Source organism: Sorangium sp. So ce124, from assembly GCF_051525235.1.
In the GTDB taxonomy this organism is placed as follows: domain Bacteria; phylum Myxococcota_A; class Polyangia; order Polyangiales; family Polyangiaceae; genus Sorangium; species Sorangium atrum.
In genome coordinates this window covers 4,756,779-4,772,562 of the sequence record NZ_CP150312.1, presented here as the reverse complement: position 1 = coordinate 4,772,562, position 15,784 = coordinate 4,756,779, and the positions used below count along the sequence as shown (strand labels likewise).

Sequence of the window (15,784 nt, the reverse complement as noted above, 5' to 3'; positions counted from 1 at the left end):
AGGATCGGCAGTCTCCGCCCAGGGCACAGACTTTCGGCTGCCGGAATCGTGCTGGAAGACGCAAAATGTATACGCTGAAAAGGCCAGGTGTTGCCGTCGTTCCACACGCGGCGATCAGGCCGGCGCCTCGCCCATGGCCGCCTCCGCGACCTCGGCGGAATACAGCTCCGCGAGCGCGGCGAAGCCAGGCTGACACGCGTCCATCAACGCGCGTCGCTCTCCGGGCGCGAGCTCGGCGAAGCGCGAGCGCGCCGGACGCACGATGCCCGCCATGCGCTCGATCCAGGCGTCATCGGCGTCGACGCCGATGAACTCCATCAGGCGAGCGATGGTCGGGCGCGGCGCTCGGCCGAAGTCCTCGTAGCGAAGCGTCAAGAGCCGCCCGGGCGCGACGCCCGAGAGCTCGTCGAGCCCTGTCACGATCTCGCCGGACCAGTAATGGCCGCACAGCGGCAGCGGCGTCTCGTAGCGCAGGAAGGCCTCGCGATCGAAGCGCTCGGGCAAGAACGGGAGCAGCTCCTCGGGCACGTCGTCCACGTACGCGCGGTCTCTCGATTCCCACGGATCGACGCCGAGGATCTCGGTCAGCTGAACCGCGATCAACGCCATGCGAAACCCGAGGTGACGGCTCATCGAGATCGCGCAGGTGCGGCCGTCACGGACCAGATGTACGAAGCGAGCGTCGGGAAAGTTCTTGATCAGCCGGCGAACCAGCCGCAACGAGCCCCCGGAACGCTCGACCCACGTTCGCTTGCCGAAGCGGTGAGCGAGGAACCCGAACACCTGCTGATAGTGCTGGCCGACCGGCGCCACGGGCAGGGTGGAGACGAAGCGCTCGAGGTCGGCGAACAGCGCCTCCGGTTCGTCGCACAGATGCGGAAGCGCGGTCTCCAGGATGGCCGGCACGCCCGGTACGCCCCCGAAACATGGCAGCGCCGCCGGCCGATACAGCACCTCGTCCATCATGACGTCGTGGCGCCGCATCGTCGCCAGCTTGGGTTGAATGCCGCCGACGATCCGCCAGAGCTCGTCCGCGTCGATCGGATGGTCCGGGAAACACAGGGAGATCCGTCCACCGAGGTCGGTGGCCAGCGAGAAGAACTCGGAGATGCTCAGCAGGTCCGGATGCCGGCGCACGAGGTTCGACAGCATGGGCTCGCAGCATGATGGATGGACTGGCGGAACCTCTCGACCGCCCCGGTGTCGCCGGGTCGGACCATCGCCACGATGTCGTCATCGGTCCGCCGCAGCAGCTCCAGGACGAGCGCACCGCCGATAAACCCCGTCGCCCCGGTCACGAGATGCGCTTCCTTCATGGCGGAGAGGGAGGGTATCGCGTGGCCAGGGCGAGCGAAAGGGCCCCGCCCTCAAGCCGTCATCGCGCTCTGGGCAGCTTCGTCCGGGCGTCCTGCCAGGAGAAACCTCGACGCCGGCCGCACGATCTCCTCGATCGCGCGCGCGGCCGCCTCGCCGCGCGCTGCGGCGCCGAACCGCCCGTGCGCCGCGAGCTGCGCACCTCCCGCGCTGTCGCCTCCCCCGAGCTCCGCGCGCCCGAGCCCCGCGAACACCTCTTCAACCGCCGCGCGCACGCGCTCGCCGCCCGCGCGGATCGCCCATGCCACCGTGCGCCACGCGAGCTCCGCGTGCCGCGCTTCGTCCGCCGCGATGATGGCGAGCGCGCTCCGCACAGCCGGGTCCTCCGCGGCGCCGAGCTCCTCGGCCGCGACCACCGCGGCGATGGTCTCGCCGATGCAGCCCTCCTTCGCGGCGCGCGCCGCGATCGAGGCGAGATCTGCCTCGACCTCCACCCGCCCATCGAAGGGAAACGCGCCCGGAGCGATCACCTCGCCCGCATAGGCGCTCGCGAGGGCGAAGCAGAGGCGCGCGTGGCGGGCCTCGTCGAGCGCCGCGCGGTGCGCCTCCTCCACGAGATCGGCCGGCGCGCCCGCGGCGAGCAGCTCGAGCGCGAAGCGGCCGAACGATGCCACGGATGCGTGCTCGAAGAGCGCGTCGCTCGTCCACGCCGCGGCCAGCGCCTCCCGCAGGTCCGCGTTGAGATGATCGATCCGCGGCGTCATGGCCTCCGCCGCGCCCCAGCCGGCGCTCTCGCGGGCGCGGACGAACGGCGCTGTCCGCGCGGCCTCTTCGACGAGGTACGGGCGCCCCTCGCACATCGGGATGAAGGACGTCTGATAGCAGCACTGCCCGTCCTCGAGCGATCCATCGCTCCTGACGCTGTGCGACCCGAAGGCGGACTGATTGAGGATCTCCTGCGCCTCCGGCCGCGAGGGGCACGCGACAGGCTCGCCCCCGCCGCCACCGGCGCCACCGGCGCCGCCGGCTTCTCCGGCGCCACCCGCGCCGTCCTGCGGCCACGCGAAACAGGCCACCTTGGAGACGGGCTCAGGCTCCTCGGGACAGCTGCTCATGGCGGTGACGCAGCCGGTCGCGCCACCCGCAGCGGGGAGCGCGAGCAGGGCGAAGAGGCGATATGCAAGCGTGCGGCGAAAAGCATGTGCGGTGGTCATCAGGTTCCTCGTTGATGAAGAGCAGGTCTGGACCCGCTTGCACGACGCATGCCTCCCGGGAACTCACGCCAATCTCGAGTCCCCCGCGCCGGGAGAGTATGGTCAGGCAGTCATGGGGGGTGGCCAGCCCGAAGGCGGGGCTCCTCCCGAGGCCGGCCCCTCCACTCCTGTTCATGCAGCGTCGCCACACGGGCCGTAAGAAGCGCGGACTCCCGGGCAGCCCGGCCAGCGTCCTTCCCGCGCGCCACGCTCACGCAGCTTTACGCCCTCTCGCGGATAGGGCACGTCCCTTTCCATGGAGGAGCCTCGACCCCCGACCGACGCGCAGCCCCCCGCCCCCGAGGCCGAACCGCCGGAGTCGCTCGAGACGCTCGTGCCGAAGCGCAGGCTCTGGCCGGTCTTCGCGGTGCTCGGCCTCGTGATCGCGGCGGCGGGCCTCCTCGCCTTCCGCTCGATGCCCACGACCGATCCGCTGCGTATCCTCGTGGCGATCGATCTCGATGGCTACTGGTGGGAAGGGTCGCAGCCCGCGGCGAGGCTCGCCGACGAGCTCGGCGAGCACCTCGCGGAGCTCGGGTTCGATCCCGTGAAGGGCGGCGACCCGAAGGTGATGAAGGCGCTCGAGAGCGCCAAGGACCCGAAGGAGGCCGCGAGGGCGCTCGGCGCCGGCTTCATCATCGAGGCGCGCCTCGCGCCCGAGATCGTGGAGCACCCGGTCAAGGAGGGGTATTTCGAGCTCCGGGTCGACGCGCCGGTGACGCTCACGTCCCTGGACAAGGGCACATCGACCGAGGGGCGGATCCGCGGCTACTCCGGGGCGACGAAGAAGGACCGCGCGATGGCGCTGCTCGCGAACTCCATGGCGTCCCAGGCGCTCGACGCCGTGATCGCGCAGCTCATGGACCACCCCTCGGTGCGCGAGATCACGGAGGGATCGGACATCAAGCTGCTGGAGCGGCTGGCGTCGGCGCGGAGGTTCGTGAAGGACCGCGCCGCGAACCTCGACCGGGCCGCCGCCGCATACGCCGCCCGCGCGAAGGAGGTCGAGGCCGAGGAGCAGGGGCGCGTGACGTTCCTGTCGCCCCAGGCGGCGGAGGACCTGCTCGTGGGCACGGCCGAGGGCGGGTATTTCGTCAAGACGGCCGATGTCTCGGTGTTCCACTCGGCGAGGTCCAGGGACCTCGCCCGCAGCGAAGCGCTGGAGACGGTCGAGTGGCGGCCGCTCGCTCAGCCGGCCGTCCCGACGACGGATCCCGGCGCGGTCAAGCCGATGTGGAGGGGCTATCACGTGTACTCGTATCCGTCGTCGCAGCGCGACGGCGACCGGGCCGCGCTGGTGGAGGACTTCTTCGGCTGGGCGAAGACGATCACGGTCGTCGACCGATCCAGGCAGAGCAAGCGCGTGCGCGTCGACCCGGAGCACCGGTTCGTCGACCCCAAGCTCGCCCCCGGCGGCAGGTTCGTGGCGGTCTACGATCGGCCGGAGGCGGGCGCGCAGGCCGATCTGATGGTGCTCGACACCGACGGCGGCAAGGAGGTGTTCGGCTTCCACACCGAGAATCAGTCGCTCGGCGGGTTCGCGTGGCTCGACGAGACGAGGCTCGTGTTCGTCTACGTGCCCGACGCGTCGGAGGACGACGCGCCGCACCTCGCGGTGGTCGACGTGGGCAAGCAGCCGCTGTCGATCGAGCGCCCGTTCCGCGCGAAGCCCGGGGAGGACCTGCGCAACCCGGCGGCGTCGAACGACGGGACGAAGATCGTGTGCGTCGTCGACGGCGACGAGCCGGAGATCGCGGTCATCGACACGGCGACGTGGCGCCGCAAGGTGTACGCGGCCCCGGGCGGCGCTTCGTGGCCCGCGTTCTCGCCCGACGCCGCGCGCGTCGCGTTCGAGACGCGGGGCGCGGGCGGTACGGACATCGCGGTGCTGGCGCTCTCCACGGGCGAGATCAAGAAGCTCACGGTGGGCTCCGCGGCGGAGCGGGTGCCGCGGTTCTCCGCCGATGGGAAGCGCGTGCTGTTCGAGGTGCGGTACCGCGACCCGGTGTTCCCGCAGAAGCGGTCGATCTCGCGCATCGCGAGCGCGGCGGTCGAGCCGTGAGCGCGCCCCTGGTCCCTCCGCAGCACGGCGCCGGCGCTCCGCAGAACGCCAGCGCCCCGCCGCAGAACGCCAGCGCTCCGCCGCAGAACGCCAGCGCTCCGCCGCAGAACGCCAGCGCTCCTCCCGGCGAGGAGAGCGCCGCGACCACGATGTTCTACCGCATGTCGGCCGAGCGCCTGCGCGCGCGCTGCCTGTGGAGCGGCCTCGCGCTCGCGCTGTCGGCGCTGGTGCCGTACGAGGTCGCCTACGGCCACGGGATCTTCGTGTGGAGCGTGCTCCCCGAGCTCGCGCCCGCCGCCCAGGTCGCCGCGCTCGCGCCCGCGATCGCCGGCCTGTGGCTGCTCTTCCTCGGCGCGCGCACCGAGCGGCGCGCGGGCCTGCTCGTCGAGCGGCCGACGTCGCGCGCGATCGCCGTGCTCGCGGCGTTCGTGGCCGTGAACGTCGCCGTGTGGATCGGCCGCCGGAGCTCCGCGTGGGACATGCTGCCGCTGCCGGACAGCCTGCTGACGCGGCCGGCCCCGTTCCTCGCGGTCTTCGCGTTCACCGCGGCGGGCGTGGTGCTGCGCTTCCACGCGCGGGCGCGCAGGGGCGGCAGCGCCCTGCTCGTCGCGTCGGTCGCCGCGGCGCTCGTCTTCTATCTCTGGCCGTCCCGCGGCGAGATCCCCGCGCAGACGATCGCGCGCGCGGCCGTGCTCGTCGCCACGCTGCCCGACGCCCGCTTCCAGCTCGGCTACGGCATGGTCCTGCTGTTCGTGCTCGGCCCGCTCGCGATCGCCCTGCTGGGCCTCGCCCACGTGCGCCGCGTGCCCCGGCGCGAGCACCCTGGCCTCGCGATCGCGGCCGTGTGGGCCATGCCCGGCCTCATGCTGCTCTTCGTGTACCGCGCGTTCCTCTCGGGCGGCTGGGGCGTCGAGGCGGGCGCCGTCGCCTTCTTCGCGCTCCTGCTCGCCGCGGTCGTGGCGGTGCTCGCCTCCGCGATCGAGGTGCTCGCGCTCGGCGTGATGGTGCCCGAAGCCGAGCTGGAACAAGGCATCGGGGCCAGCGCGGGCGGCGGCGGCGCGCGGCCGATCGCAGCGGCAGGCGCGGCCGCGGCCTCGGTCGCCGCGCTGCTCGGCGCCTTGCTCGTGCTCGGCCGCCCCGCGCCGAAGGGCGTCGACTGGAGGCCCGGCGCGCCCACGACCGAATGGGACAAGGTGTACGGCGAGCTCTTGCCGAGCTGGGAGCGCGCGCGCATCGCCCGCGACGCGCACGCTCGCGACGCGCAGGGCACGGGCGCGGAGGCGCAGGTGCTGACCAGGGCGCGCAGCCGCGAGATGCTCACGGTCGCCAGGGCGCAGCCCGACGGCAAGGACGTCGCCGCGGCGCTCGCGGCGCTGGCCGGTCAGGTGGACGACCTCGAGCTCTCCGGCCGCGCGTTCGGCCGGCTCGTCGCCGAGGTCAACGACGCGGCGCGACGCGCCGGCCTCGGGTACTACCTGGACGCGTCCGTCCACCTCGGCGTCTCGACCGACGGCGCCACGAGGCGCTTCTACACCACGCCTTACCGGGTGAAGGAGATCCACGCCTACCGCGTCGGCGACGACCGCTTCGCGACGCTCCTCGTCGAGCCCATGACGGGCGAGCCCCGCGTCCACCTCGGCTTCTCGCGCGACCAGGATCCCTTCGCGCTCGTCCTCGGCTCCGAGGTGCGGTCGTATGCCGAGCGGTTCGACAAGGAGGGCGCGACGTGCCACGCGGCGGCGGGCGGCGCGGCCGGCGCCAACGCCGGCGCCCTCGCGCGCTGCGACGCGGCGCTCGCGAAGCTGCGCGAGCGCCTGGGCTCCACGCTCGAGCGGGCCGTGCTCGCCGGCACCGAGCGGCACGAGCTCCAGCACCAGATCGACGGCCCTCACCTTCCCCTCTCGCCTGCGGTGACCGAGCTGCTCGCCGGCTTCTCCGACGAGGCGCAGCACCGCGTGAGCCGCGAGCTCTCCGCGTACATCGCCGAGATGACGGCCGGCGACGCGCCGCCGCAGCTCACGCTCGTGCACCTGTTCCCCTTCGGCGTCGTGGCGCGCGGCGGCGCCGAGCACCGGGTGGCCACGATCGTCCTCGAGACGCTCTCCGGCAAGAGGCTGCGCTCCGGCGCGCGGGAGGTCGATGCCGAGACGTACGCGCAGGCGTTCGAGGAGCAGTTCAGCCGCGGCGACGACGAGCTGCGCGAGGCCGCGCGGCGGGGCTACCGCGAGCACTTCGGGGTGGATCTGCAGGAGCCCGTTCGGCAGTGACCGCGCTCGGCGCCTGGAAGCGCCTCCCCGGCGGCCCGCTCCGATCGCCCGCGCTCCTCAGGGCAGGACGCGCGTCTCCCGCGCCGCCGACAGCGCCGCGCCGCCGGCCCAGGGATCCATCCGGTCTCCCAGCGAGGCGCGGACCTTCGCGACCTCGTCCCGCGTGATGGCGGGCGCGCTGTTCCCCCAGCTCGACCGGACGTAGGTGAGCACCAGCGCGACGTCCTCGTCCGACAGCGTGACGCCGAGGTTGGGCATCACGTCGTTGTAGAGCGCGCCGTTCACCTCCATCGGACCGGCGGCGCCGAGCAGCGTGATCCGGATAGGCGTCTCCTTGTCCTCGAGCAGCCACGAGGAGCCGGTGAGGGGCGGATAGCGGCCCGGCTTCCCCTCCCCCCTCGCCTGGTGGCAATTGGCGCACGAGCGATAATAGATCTTGCCGCCCTGGGCGAGGTCCTCGTCCGGGACGCCGGAGGCCGCCACGCCGCCCGTCGGCGTCCGGGCGTCCAGCTTCCGGAGGACCATCCACGGCAGCGCGAGCACGCCGAAGGCCACGATCAGCATGATCACCACGACGTGCGCCGTGTTCTGCGCTCCGTCTCGAGCGTCGTCGCGCTTGCTTCTTGGACCCACGGGGCACTCCTCCGCCGCAGGTGAAGCGCACGCGTCCGCGGCCGTCAAGGATCCCCTGACGCCCGCGGACGCGCCCCGGCTCGGGCGACTACGCGCTCGCCGCGGCCACGGCGACGCCGGCGCTCTCGCTCCTCGCGGCGGGGGCGCGCTGCGCCTTCTTGCGGGTGACGCTGCGCTTGCCGTCGATGCTGACGGGCGCGTCCCCGTCCACCGTCACGCGGCGCACAACGCGGACCTGATCGCCGTAGTCGTTGATCGCGTAGTGCTGCGTGGCGCGGTTGTCCCAGACCGCCACGTCGCCCGCGGCCCAGCGCCAGCGGACGGTGTTCTCGAGGCGCGTGACGTGCTCCTGGAGCACCTGGAAGAGGTGCGCCGAGTCGTGGGACGAGACGCCGACAAGCCGCTTGACGAAGTGGCCGAGCACGAGCGACCGCTCCCCGGTCTCCGGGTGAACGCGCACGACGGGGTGCTCGGTCTCGTACACGGTCGACGTGAACACCTCCTGAAAGCGCCGCAGGTCGTCCGACGACGAGTTCGGCTTCCGCCCCTGGTAGTCGTACTCGTTGCTGTGGACCGCCCACAGCGTGTCCGCGAGCGCGCGCAGCGCGGGCGGCAGATCCTGGTACGCGGTGACCGTGTTGGCCCATACGGTATCGCCGCCGTACGCCGGGATCACGAGCGCCCGGAGGATCGAGGCCCTCGGGTAGGCGTCCACGAACGTGACGTCGGTGTGCCAGGAGTTCGCGCGTCCGCCCTCGCGCGAGTCGAGCTCATGGATGTAATCGGTGCCATTGACCACGGGCACCGTCGGGTGCGCGACGGGCTTCGCTCCGAACAACGTGGTGAGCGCCTCCTGCGAGGCGTCGTCGAGGTGGTGCTGGCCCCTGAAGAAGATGACCTTGTGTCGCAGCCAGGCTTTCCGGATCTCGCTCACGGTGGTGGCGTCGAGATCGGCGCTGAGGCGCACGCCCCGCACCTCCGCGCCGATCCGGCCGGCGACGGGGACGATCTCGAGGACGTTGTTGCTATGGTTCTGTGTGGCGCTCATGCGGAGTTCTCCTCGTGGCAGAGAAAAGCGATAAAGATGCTGGAATGGCGTCGCGGTGCAGGGGTCGGCTATCGACCTGTCAGCTCAGTGCGACGCCGGTTTGTGTGCGATGGCGAAGAGCCGCTTCCCCTCGAGCCGGATGCCCTCGGGCGTACGGAAGGCCTCGAGCTCGCGCTGGATGTCCTCGATGGCCTGGCTGCGCAGCGACTCGGGCAGGTGGCCGAGGAAGTTGCCGAACGAGCTCGCCTGCGAGAAGGCGATGGCGGCGCGCCCGTCGGGCTGATGGTGCACGTTCTCCTGGGCCTCGATCTTCTGCACGGTGAAGCCGGCGCCCCCGAGCAAGCCGGCGAGCTCCACGGCGGTGACCCAGTGGGGCGTCCCATCCCGGGACTCCGGATAACGCGCGTAGGGCTCCCGCGAGAGCACCTCCCGCTTGATGGCCTGCAGGCGGTTCGGGTGATCCTTCGCGCCCGTGGTGAGCCCGAGCCGGCCCCCCGGCTTGAGCAGGCGGTGGATCTGCCGCAGCGGCTCGGTCTTCTCGGGGAGCCAGTGGAAGACGGCGTTGAGGTACACGACATCGAAGCTGCCGGCGGGGAACCCGTCGAGCGCGTAGGCGTTGCCGACCTGGAAGGAGAGGTTCGCCTTCGCCTTCTGCTGGGCGATCTCCACGCGCAGCGGCAGCGGGTCGATCCCGAGCACCTTGCCGGTCGGCCCGACGAGGCCCGCCACATGTTCTGCGAGCAGCCCGGTGCCGCTGCCGATGTCGAGCACGTGCTCGCCGGGGCGGACGCCGAGCTCGGCGATCAGCCGCTTTCCATGGCGAAACTGCCGATCGGCGCTGCGCACCTCGTAGTCCTGCGCGAGCTGGGGCGTATCGAAGACGAGACTGAGACCACTCATGCGACGGCTCCGTGAAAAGGTTGTTCTCGGGCGCACTCGGCGAGGTGACGGCCCGGGCGGCGCACCGCCGCGCCCTCCGTGCCGGGTCGCGGCTCGGACGCGCGCCGTCGGCGTCGGTCGTTGGTCGTCAGTCGTCGTATCGCACACACCGTGCCAGGCATTTCCACGCGCTTCGGCCGGATTTCGCGCGCCAGGTGCTGCGTCACGAGCACGCGGTCAGCAGCGCCTGCTGCCGAGGCCGCACCGCGCCCGCCGCGGCGGCGCGAGCAGGGTGCCGGAGCGGCGCAAGAGCGCGGCGGACAGACGATGCCGGCTGTTCGGGCCCTGAACGATCCGGCGCTGGACGCGCGGTGTACAGCAAGAGTGGACCATTCGATAGGTTCACATTTTCAGAGGGCGCCCTGCCCTCATCGGCTCTGTCGGACCCGCCGCTGCGCTGCCCGCTCGATCGTCGATTGATCGACGTTCACATCCCTCCGACAGCAGATCGGACCCGCCGCCGCGCTGCCCGCTCGATCGTCGATTGATCGACGTTCACATCCCTTCGACAGCACCGACAGCACAGACGACCGCTGACCGGATGAAGCGCGCGGCGGGGCGATGCGCGATGCGGCATGGCGAAGGCGTGACTCCACGCTCCCAAGCGCTCCTCTCCTGTGGCAGACTGCGCGCATGCTTTTTCATGTCGTGAGGAACGGTCCACTCGTCGGCGTGCTGCTGCTCGCGGCGGGATGTAGCTCGGGCGGCGGGCAGGCGCAGCCCGAGGGCGAAGGGGGGTCGGGCGCCACGGTCGGCAGCGGCGGTTCGGGCGCGCAAACGAGCGGCGCAGGCGGCGGTGGGGGCCCGAGCTGCGCGGAGTTCGCGATGCCCACCGACGTGGACTGCGCCGCGCCCATCGACGGCGTTCTGCCGGTGAACCTGCGCTGTACGGGGCTCTACGGGAACTTCGATCAGCGCGAGCTCGCGTGCGGTGTGCTCGAGTACAAGCCTGCCGTGGAGCTCTGGAGCGACGGCGCCAAGAAGCGGCGCTTCGTTTCCATCCCGAAAGGGCAGCACGTGGACACCAGCAATCCGGACGCGTTCATCTACCCCGAGGGGACGCAGTTCTGGAAGGAGTTCAGCGTGACGGGCGCGGGCGGCGCGCTGCGCCTCGCGGAGACTCGCCTCCTGCGCAAGACGGCGGCCGGCTGGGTCTACACGAGCTATGTGTGGTCCGAAGACGAGAAGCAGGCCATCCAGATGCAGAACGACTTCGGCGTGGAAGATCTCTACGGCACCGGCCACACGGTGCCGAACCGCGATCAGTGCAAGGAGTGCCACGTCGGACGCGCCGATTACGTCCTCGGCTGGGACGCGCTCATGCTCGGCTCCGGCGCCCAGGGGCTCTCGCCCGAGACGCTGGTCGAGCTCGGCGTGATCGCGGACGCGAGCAATCTCGCCCTCACGATTCCGGGCAACGAGGTGGAGCGCCAGGCGCTCGGTTACCTTCACGCCAACTGCGGAGTGAGCTGTCACAACGACCTGCCCGAGTCGGCGGGCCAGAAGACGGGCCTGTACTTGCGGCTCGAGGCGAGCGAGCTCGGCAGCGTGATGGCCACGGATGCCGCCCGGACGGCCATCAACAAGCGCCCCGCGGAAAACGCGAAGTACGAGGGGCTCCCGAACCCCGACCCCGCCAACTGGTACGACATCCGGCCGGGAGATCCGTCGCGCAGCTTGCTTGTCGCCCGCCAGGTGCTCCGCGGCTTCGAAGGGCAGATGCCGCGGATCGGGACGCACAAGGTCGACGAGACGGGAGTGGAGATCGTCTCGCGCTGGATCCAGGAGATGAAGGAAGACACTTACCCGCCTCCGGGCCCCTAGTACGGACTCGCCTGGGTCCGTCTCCCCCGCTTCACCCCACCATCGGTCACCAACGTGAACGTGAACGTGAACGTTTACGTGGTCGTGGTCGTGGTCGTGGTCGTGGCCGTTCACGGCCTATCGTTGACGACCACGACCACGACCACGTTAACGACCACGACCACGTAAACGTTCACGTTCGGATGTAGGAGAACGCGGCGCGAAGCTTGGTTAACGCCTCGGCCACGGGGGCCTGCCGTGGGCGCGGAACCGAGCGCGGTGCCTTGCGCCGGCGCCCGCAGAGGCGACGCGGCCGCTCACGGCGGAGATCGATGTGCGGAATGCGAGACAGGAGGGAGGCGGAGCGCCCCAGGCATGTTCCGACGCCTCGGGGTGCGGGGCGAAGGGCGCTGATGGCGCCCCGGAGCCCCCAATGTCGGCCCGAGACGAACTTGGCTCTTCACCCTCGAGGTCGGCAGATCAGATCCCGCCGACCTCGAGCGTTCGCCAGGATCAGGGCGGTCCCGCGGCGCCGTCCGAGATCCATTTACGCAAGATCTCGAGCTGCGCCGGGCTGACGGTCGGCCCCCCCGTGCTGGGCGGCATCACGCCCGAGATGCACTGCGCCGTAGAGGTCTGCTGGCAACCCGCGCCCTCCGCCTTGCCGGCCGCCTTGAGGTAGAGCCAGCTGTGGTCGGGGTCGCCCGGGACGACGAGCTTGAACTGACCACCGTCGCGGGAGGGCACGTTGACCAGACCGTCGACGATCTCCCTGGAGCTGAGGTGGCCACCGAGCGACAGCCCCGCGTTGGCGCCCGACTCGGCGTGGCAGCCGCTGCACAGGTTCGTCGCGCTCTCGAAGATGGGCCGCACCTTCTCGTGGAAGTACCCGGACTCCACCGGCAAAGGCGCATTGGGATCCCTGACGTCCTCGGGGTCCAGGTTGTCCTTGATGATCTTGATCTCGGTATCCATCTCGCGACACTGCGCGACGAGATCGTCCTTCAGCTTCTTGTCCGTCGGCAACAACCCCTTGGCGAGCCGGTACTTCTCCCACACGTTGTCGATCCAGCCGTGGAGCTTCCAGAACATGTAGTTGTCGATGTTCGCGCTGGTGTTGTTCACACCGTGCGTCGTGTTGCCCGGCCGCGCCCACTTGGCGTGCAGCACGAAGTGGAGCCCGACCCACGGCATGCTGGCCGCCCCCGCCAGCTTCTGACCCACGTTGCACTGAAGCCAGAAGCCGAGCTCGCCTTCGTCCTTGAACCTCGCGAGGTTCTCGGGCTTGTCGATCTCATCGCCGATTTTCCCTGCCGCGAGGGCGTCCGCGTCCCAGTTCTTCCACGCGGAGCGCCACTGGGGCGGCACGTCTTCCGCCTTGGTCGGGAACTTGGTGAAGCCCGTGAACTGCTCTTTATGATTCGGCCAGAGCTGCTGCAACGCCTGGATCATGTGGCGGTGAAACACGAGGAACTGATAGCCGTCGCCGGCGGTCTGACAGTTCTGATCCTTCGGGACCAGCTGCTTGAAGTCGCAGATGCCTACCTTGCTCCCGGCGCCCCCGAAGTTGCAGGCGCGGATCGCGTGCCACTCGACGTGGGCGTCCTGCCACTTGTTCTCATACATCCAGTCCAGGACCTGGGGCTGCACCGTCGTATCAACGATGTTCGGATCGTTGTTGCCGGGCGGAAAGAACTCCGCCGGGCCATCCTTCATGTTGGGATCCGAGTCGCTCGGGTGGGGCATGTACCCGTTCACGCAGTGGTCGTACGCAGGATGGTCGTCCGGGGCGCCACCGGCACCGGCGCCTCCGGAGCCGGACCCCGAGCCCGAGCCCGAGCCCGAATCCGCGCCCGTGCTGGCTTGCGAGCCAGCACCCGAGCCCGCGCCCGAGCCTGAGTTCACGCTCGATTGCGAGCCCGCGCCGCCCGTCCCGCCCGTCGCATCGGGTCCTCCCGCGCCGCCCTCCGACGCGCCGCTCAACGAGTTGCCATCGTCACCGGCGCACGCGCTGAGCAACAACGCGGCCAGCGCGGCGAGCGTGGCCAGGCCCCGCCGTGATGTACGGAGGTCGGTCGCAGAACCCTGGTGCAAGTCGATAAATCGCATGTCGCTCTCTCAGGCTCTCAGGCCGTTAGGCTCAGTCCGTCAGGCGCAACCCGCCTCACCTCGGGCAGGTAACACCACTCTACCAGCGGCACGCGAACTTCGTCAACGGTGTTAACGAATGTACTGTAATCATGTATTTATAGACATGTGAACGCTCACAGGCAGACTGTGCAGTGAGGGCGGCCCTTTCGATGCGTTTTGACTCGGTAGCCAGGCCGTCGGCTTCAGATATCGAGTCGAGCGAGGCGACTTGCCAGCGCCGGAGTCTCAGCGGACGTGGATATCCGGCTTCGGCGGCGCGGCCATCCCCTCCCCGATATGGAAGCTCGGGTGAGGCGGCTGGTTGTACGCGCCGTTTTGCCACGAGATGGCCACGCGGTACTGCGGATCGTGCATCAGGGTGTAGATCCGGTTCGTCGCGACCTGGTTCGTGGTGAAGATACGGATGGAATCGCCGCAGCGGAAGATCACCTCTTCACGCCAGTCGCCGAGGAGGTCGGCGCTGAGCGTCGGCGTGCTCTTCGTGCCGTTGTTCGAGGTACACCCGGCGGCCGTGAAGTTCGCCCCTTGGCCGTCGGCCTGGCGGATGCCATTGCCGTCGAGGAGCTCCCGGCTCAGATCAGCGTCCCACCAGATGAGGAAGTTGCTCGACGCAGGGCGGCTCCCGACGCGATCGCCCTCCGAGCCGCCCAGCAGCTCGCTGTTGTTGACCCACGCCTCGCTGCCGGGGCTGCGCGGGTCGACGTCCGCAGCCACGCCCCGGCCGGGGCCCTCCTCGCCGCCGTTGCCTGGCCCCTTCCAGAGGACCTCGCACGTGCGGGCGTCGCGCATGGCGTAGGCGGGCGACTCGCTGCCCTCGTACGGCTGGAACACCTCGAGTCCAGGGCGCGACGGGATGTGATCCGTGACGTGCAGCGCGTCGCCGTGAGCATAGTAGTTCACCGCGCAGAGGCCCTTGCCGTCGTTGTCGAACGTGGCGCCGCCGTTGATGATCTCCTGCTGCGGGTCGTCGTCCACGTTCGCGACGCTGATGGAGTGGCAGCCCTTGCCGCCGAACGCCTCGTTGGCGCGGCTCGAGCTGGAGTCGAACGTCCAGAGGTTCGAGAGCGCGCCGTCGCGGTAGTTCCAGGCCGAGAGCGTCGTGCGCGCATAATAGCCTCGCCCGAACACGACGCTCGGGCGCCCCGTGTCGTCGAGGAACGCGACGGTGCCGACGAAGCGGTCGACGCGGTTGCCGTAGCACTCGTTGTTGCCCCAGCTGCACACGTCGCCGCGCCCGACCTTGAACTCGGTCGTGGCGAGCTCCGCGCCGGTGTCGCCGGCGAACACGGTGAGGTACTCCGGGCCGGTGAGGATATAGCCGTCGTTGTTGCGGTAATCCTTGGAATCGTCATCGCCGGCCGCCGGCCCCTTGCTCAGGTACTCGCCCCTCCCATCGCGCGTCCCCGGCGCCGTCTTGACGGCCACCTCCGCCTTCCCGTCGCCGTCGAGATCGTACACGAGGAACGGCGAGTAGTGCGCTCCGGCCCGGATGTTCACGCCGAGATCGATGCGCCAGAGCCGCTTGCCGTCGAGCGAGTAAGCGTCGAGGTAGGTCTTGCCGGTGCGGCCGGCCTTCGAGTTGTCCTGGAGGTTCGACGGATCCCACTTGAGGATGATCTCGTAACGTCCGTCGCCGTCCACGTCTCCCACGCTCCCATCGCCGCTCGAGTACGTGTAGCCGTCCCCTGCGGGCGGCGGCGTCGTCGGGATGGACAGGTATCCATCCTTCCACACGGGCGCGGACTCCGACTCGCCTTGCTCGACGCCGCCGACGACGGGGCGCACGGTGTAGACCGAGCTCGGAGAGCCGCCGCGGTCCACGAGGTTCGTGGAGTCCGTGAGCGGCGCGTCGTTGACCTTGGCGCCGTCGCGGTAGACGTTGAACGCGATGTCGTCGGGGTCATAGCCGAACAGGCGGAAGCCCACGTACGTGCCGCCGTCCGTGGGCACGGCCACGACACCGCGGTCGAGGTCTTCCATCTGCGCGAACCCCGTGGGCGCCCCGCCGCCCGCCCCGCCGCCCGAGCCGCCGCTGCCGGTCGCGGCGCTCGTCCCAGCGCCGCCGCTGCCGGACGCAGCGCTGGTGCCCGCGCCGCTGCCGCTACCGCTACCGCTGCCGCTGGACGCCGCGCCGGTCGTGCCGCCGCCCGTCCCGGCGCCTTCTCCGCCGGCGCCGCCCGCGCCGGTTCCGGAATCACCGCTCGATCCGCATGCCAGGTGAGCGGCAGCGAGCGAAAAGCAAATGAAGAAAATAGATCGTCTCATGCATACCTCGCGCGGCCCCTCATCGTCCGGTCGGCGCCTCGCCTCCCGG

The 15,784-nt window shown here is 70.4% G+C and carries 11 protein-coding genes; 3 read left to right on the top strand and 8 right to left on the bottom strand.

Features of this window, described 5'->3' with window-relative positions:
* Positions 1-114: 114 nt before the first annotated feature.
* From WMF19_RS17920 to WMF19_RS17910, 3 genes are read right to left on the bottom strand one after another with little or no spacing between them, the layout of a single operon-like run.
* Positions 115-1,152 (bottom strand): sulfotransferase family protein, encoded by a 1,038-nt coding sequence (locus tag WMF19_RS17920; RefSeq protein ID WP_437900208.1) that lies wholly within the window; start codon positions 1,150-1,152, stop codon positions 115-117.
* Positions 1,113-1,316, bottom strand: coding sequence for an SDR family oxidoreductase (locus WMF19_RS17915; protein WP_437900207.1), 204 nt, complete (start codon positions 1,314-1,316; stop codon positions 1,113-1,115). Before WMF19_RS17915 ends, WMF19_RS17920 begins: the two co-directional genes overlap by 40 nt.
* Before the next feature lie 51 nt (positions 1,317-1,367).
* Positions 1,368-2,528 (bottom strand): ferritin-like domain-containing protein, encoded by a 1,161-nt coding sequence (locus WMF19_RS17910; RefSeq protein WP_437900206.1) that lies wholly within the window; start codon positions 2,526-2,528, stop codon positions 1,368-1,370.
* Positions 2,529-2,823: 295 nt separating this feature from the next.
* Between WMF19_RS17910 and WMF19_RS17905 the strand changes: the two genes are divergently transcribed.
* Together WMF19_RS17905 and WMF19_RS17900 are read left to right on the top strand one after the other, a co-directional pair.
* The gene (locus WMF19_RS17905) at positions 2,824-4,629 is read left to right on the top strand and encodes a TolB family protein (RefSeq protein ID WP_437900205.1); all 1,806 of its coding nucleotides are present in this window, start codon (positions 2,824-2,826) and stop codon (positions 4,627-4,629) included.
* Complete coding sequence (locus WMF19_RS17900) at positions 4,626-6,896, top strand: hypothetical protein (protein WP_437900204.1); 2,271 nt, start codon at positions 4,626-4,628, stop codon at positions 6,894-6,896. Before WMF19_RS17905 ends, WMF19_RS17900 begins: the two co-directional genes overlap by 4 nt.
* Positions 6,897-6,953: 57 nt before the next feature.
* Here WMF19_RS17900 and WMF19_RS17895 read toward each other — a convergent pair whose 3' ends face one another.
* The 3 genes from WMF19_RS17895 to WMF19_RS17885 all read right to left on the bottom strand — a co-directional run bounded on the left by WMF19_RS17895 (position 6,954) and on the right by WMF19_RS17885 (position 9,477).
* Positions 6,954-7,529 (bottom strand): c-type cytochrome, encoded by a 576-nt coding sequence (locus WMF19_RS17895; RefSeq protein WP_437900203.1) that lies wholly within the window; start codon positions 7,527-7,529, stop codon positions 6,954-6,956.
* An 88-nt stretch (positions 7,530-7,617) separates the two neighbouring features.
* Positions 7,618-8,577: a TauD/TfdA dioxygenase family protein gene (locus tag WMF19_RS17890; RefSeq protein ID WP_437900202.1), complete on the bottom strand. Its 960-nt coding sequence runs from the start codon at positions 8,575-8,577 to the stop codon at positions 7,618-7,620.
* Positions 8,578-8,661: 84 nt separating this feature from the next.
* Positions 8,662-9,477: a class I SAM-dependent methyltransferase gene (locus tag WMF19_RS17885; protein ID WP_437900201.1), complete on the bottom strand. Its 816-nt coding sequence runs from the start codon at positions 9,475-9,477 to the stop codon at positions 8,662-8,664.
* 687 nt (positions 9,478-10,164) lie between these two features.
* Between WMF19_RS17885 and WMF19_RS17880 the strand changes: the two genes are divergently transcribed.
* Positions 10,165-11,340, top strand: coding sequence for a hypothetical protein (locus WMF19_RS17880; protein WP_437900200.1), 1,176 nt, complete (start codon positions 10,165-10,167; stop codon positions 11,338-11,340).
* Between the two features lie 492 nt (positions 11,341-11,832).
* On the opposite strand, the gene WMF19_RS17875 is transcribed toward WMF19_RS17880, so the two are convergent.
* Both WMF19_RS17875 and WMF19_RS17870 read right to left on the bottom strand, forming a co-directional pair.
* A complete protein-coding gene (locus WMF19_RS17875) occupies positions 11,833-13,302 on the bottom strand; it encodes a hypothetical protein (RefSeq protein ID WP_437900199.1) in 1,470 nt (489 codons plus the stop codon).
* A gap of 393 nt (positions 13,303-13,695) precedes the next feature.
* The gene (locus WMF19_RS17870; RefSeq protein WP_437900198.1) at positions 13,696-15,735 is read right to left on the bottom strand and encodes a rhamnogalacturonan lyase; all 2,040 of its coding nucleotides are present in this window, start codon (positions 15,733-15,735) and stop codon (positions 13,696-13,698) included.
* Between the last annotated feature and the right edge of the window lie 49 nt (positions 15,736-15,784).

Coding starts and splice junctions, on each gene's coding strand:
- WMF19_RS17920 (WP_437900208.1), bottom strand. CDS start 1,152: ATGCTGTCGAACCTCGTGCGCCGGCATCCGGACCTGCTGAGCATCTCC.
- WMF19_RS17915 (WP_437900207.1), bottom strand. CDS start 1,316: ATGAAGGAAGCGCATCTCGTGACCGGGGCGACGGGGTTTATCGGCGGT.
- WMF19_RS17910 (WP_437900206.1), bottom strand. CDS start 2,528: ATGACCACCGCACATGCTTTTCGCCGCACGCTTGCATATCGCCTCTTC.
- WMF19_RS17905 (WP_437900205.1), top strand. CDS start 2,824: ATGGAGGAGCCTCGACCCCCGACCGACGCGCAGCCCCCCGCCCCCGAG.
- WMF19_RS17890 (WP_437900202.1), bottom strand. CDS start 8,577: ATGAGCGCCACACAGAACCATAGCAACAACGTCCTCGAGATCGTCCCC.
- WMF19_RS17885 (WP_437900201.1), bottom strand. CDS start 9,477: ATGAGTGGTCTCAGTCTCGTCTTCGATACGCCCCAGCTCGCGCAGGAC.
- WMF19_RS17870 (WP_437900198.1), bottom strand. CDS start 15,735: ATGAGACGATCTATTTTCTTCATTTGCTTTTCGCTCGCTGCCGCTCAC.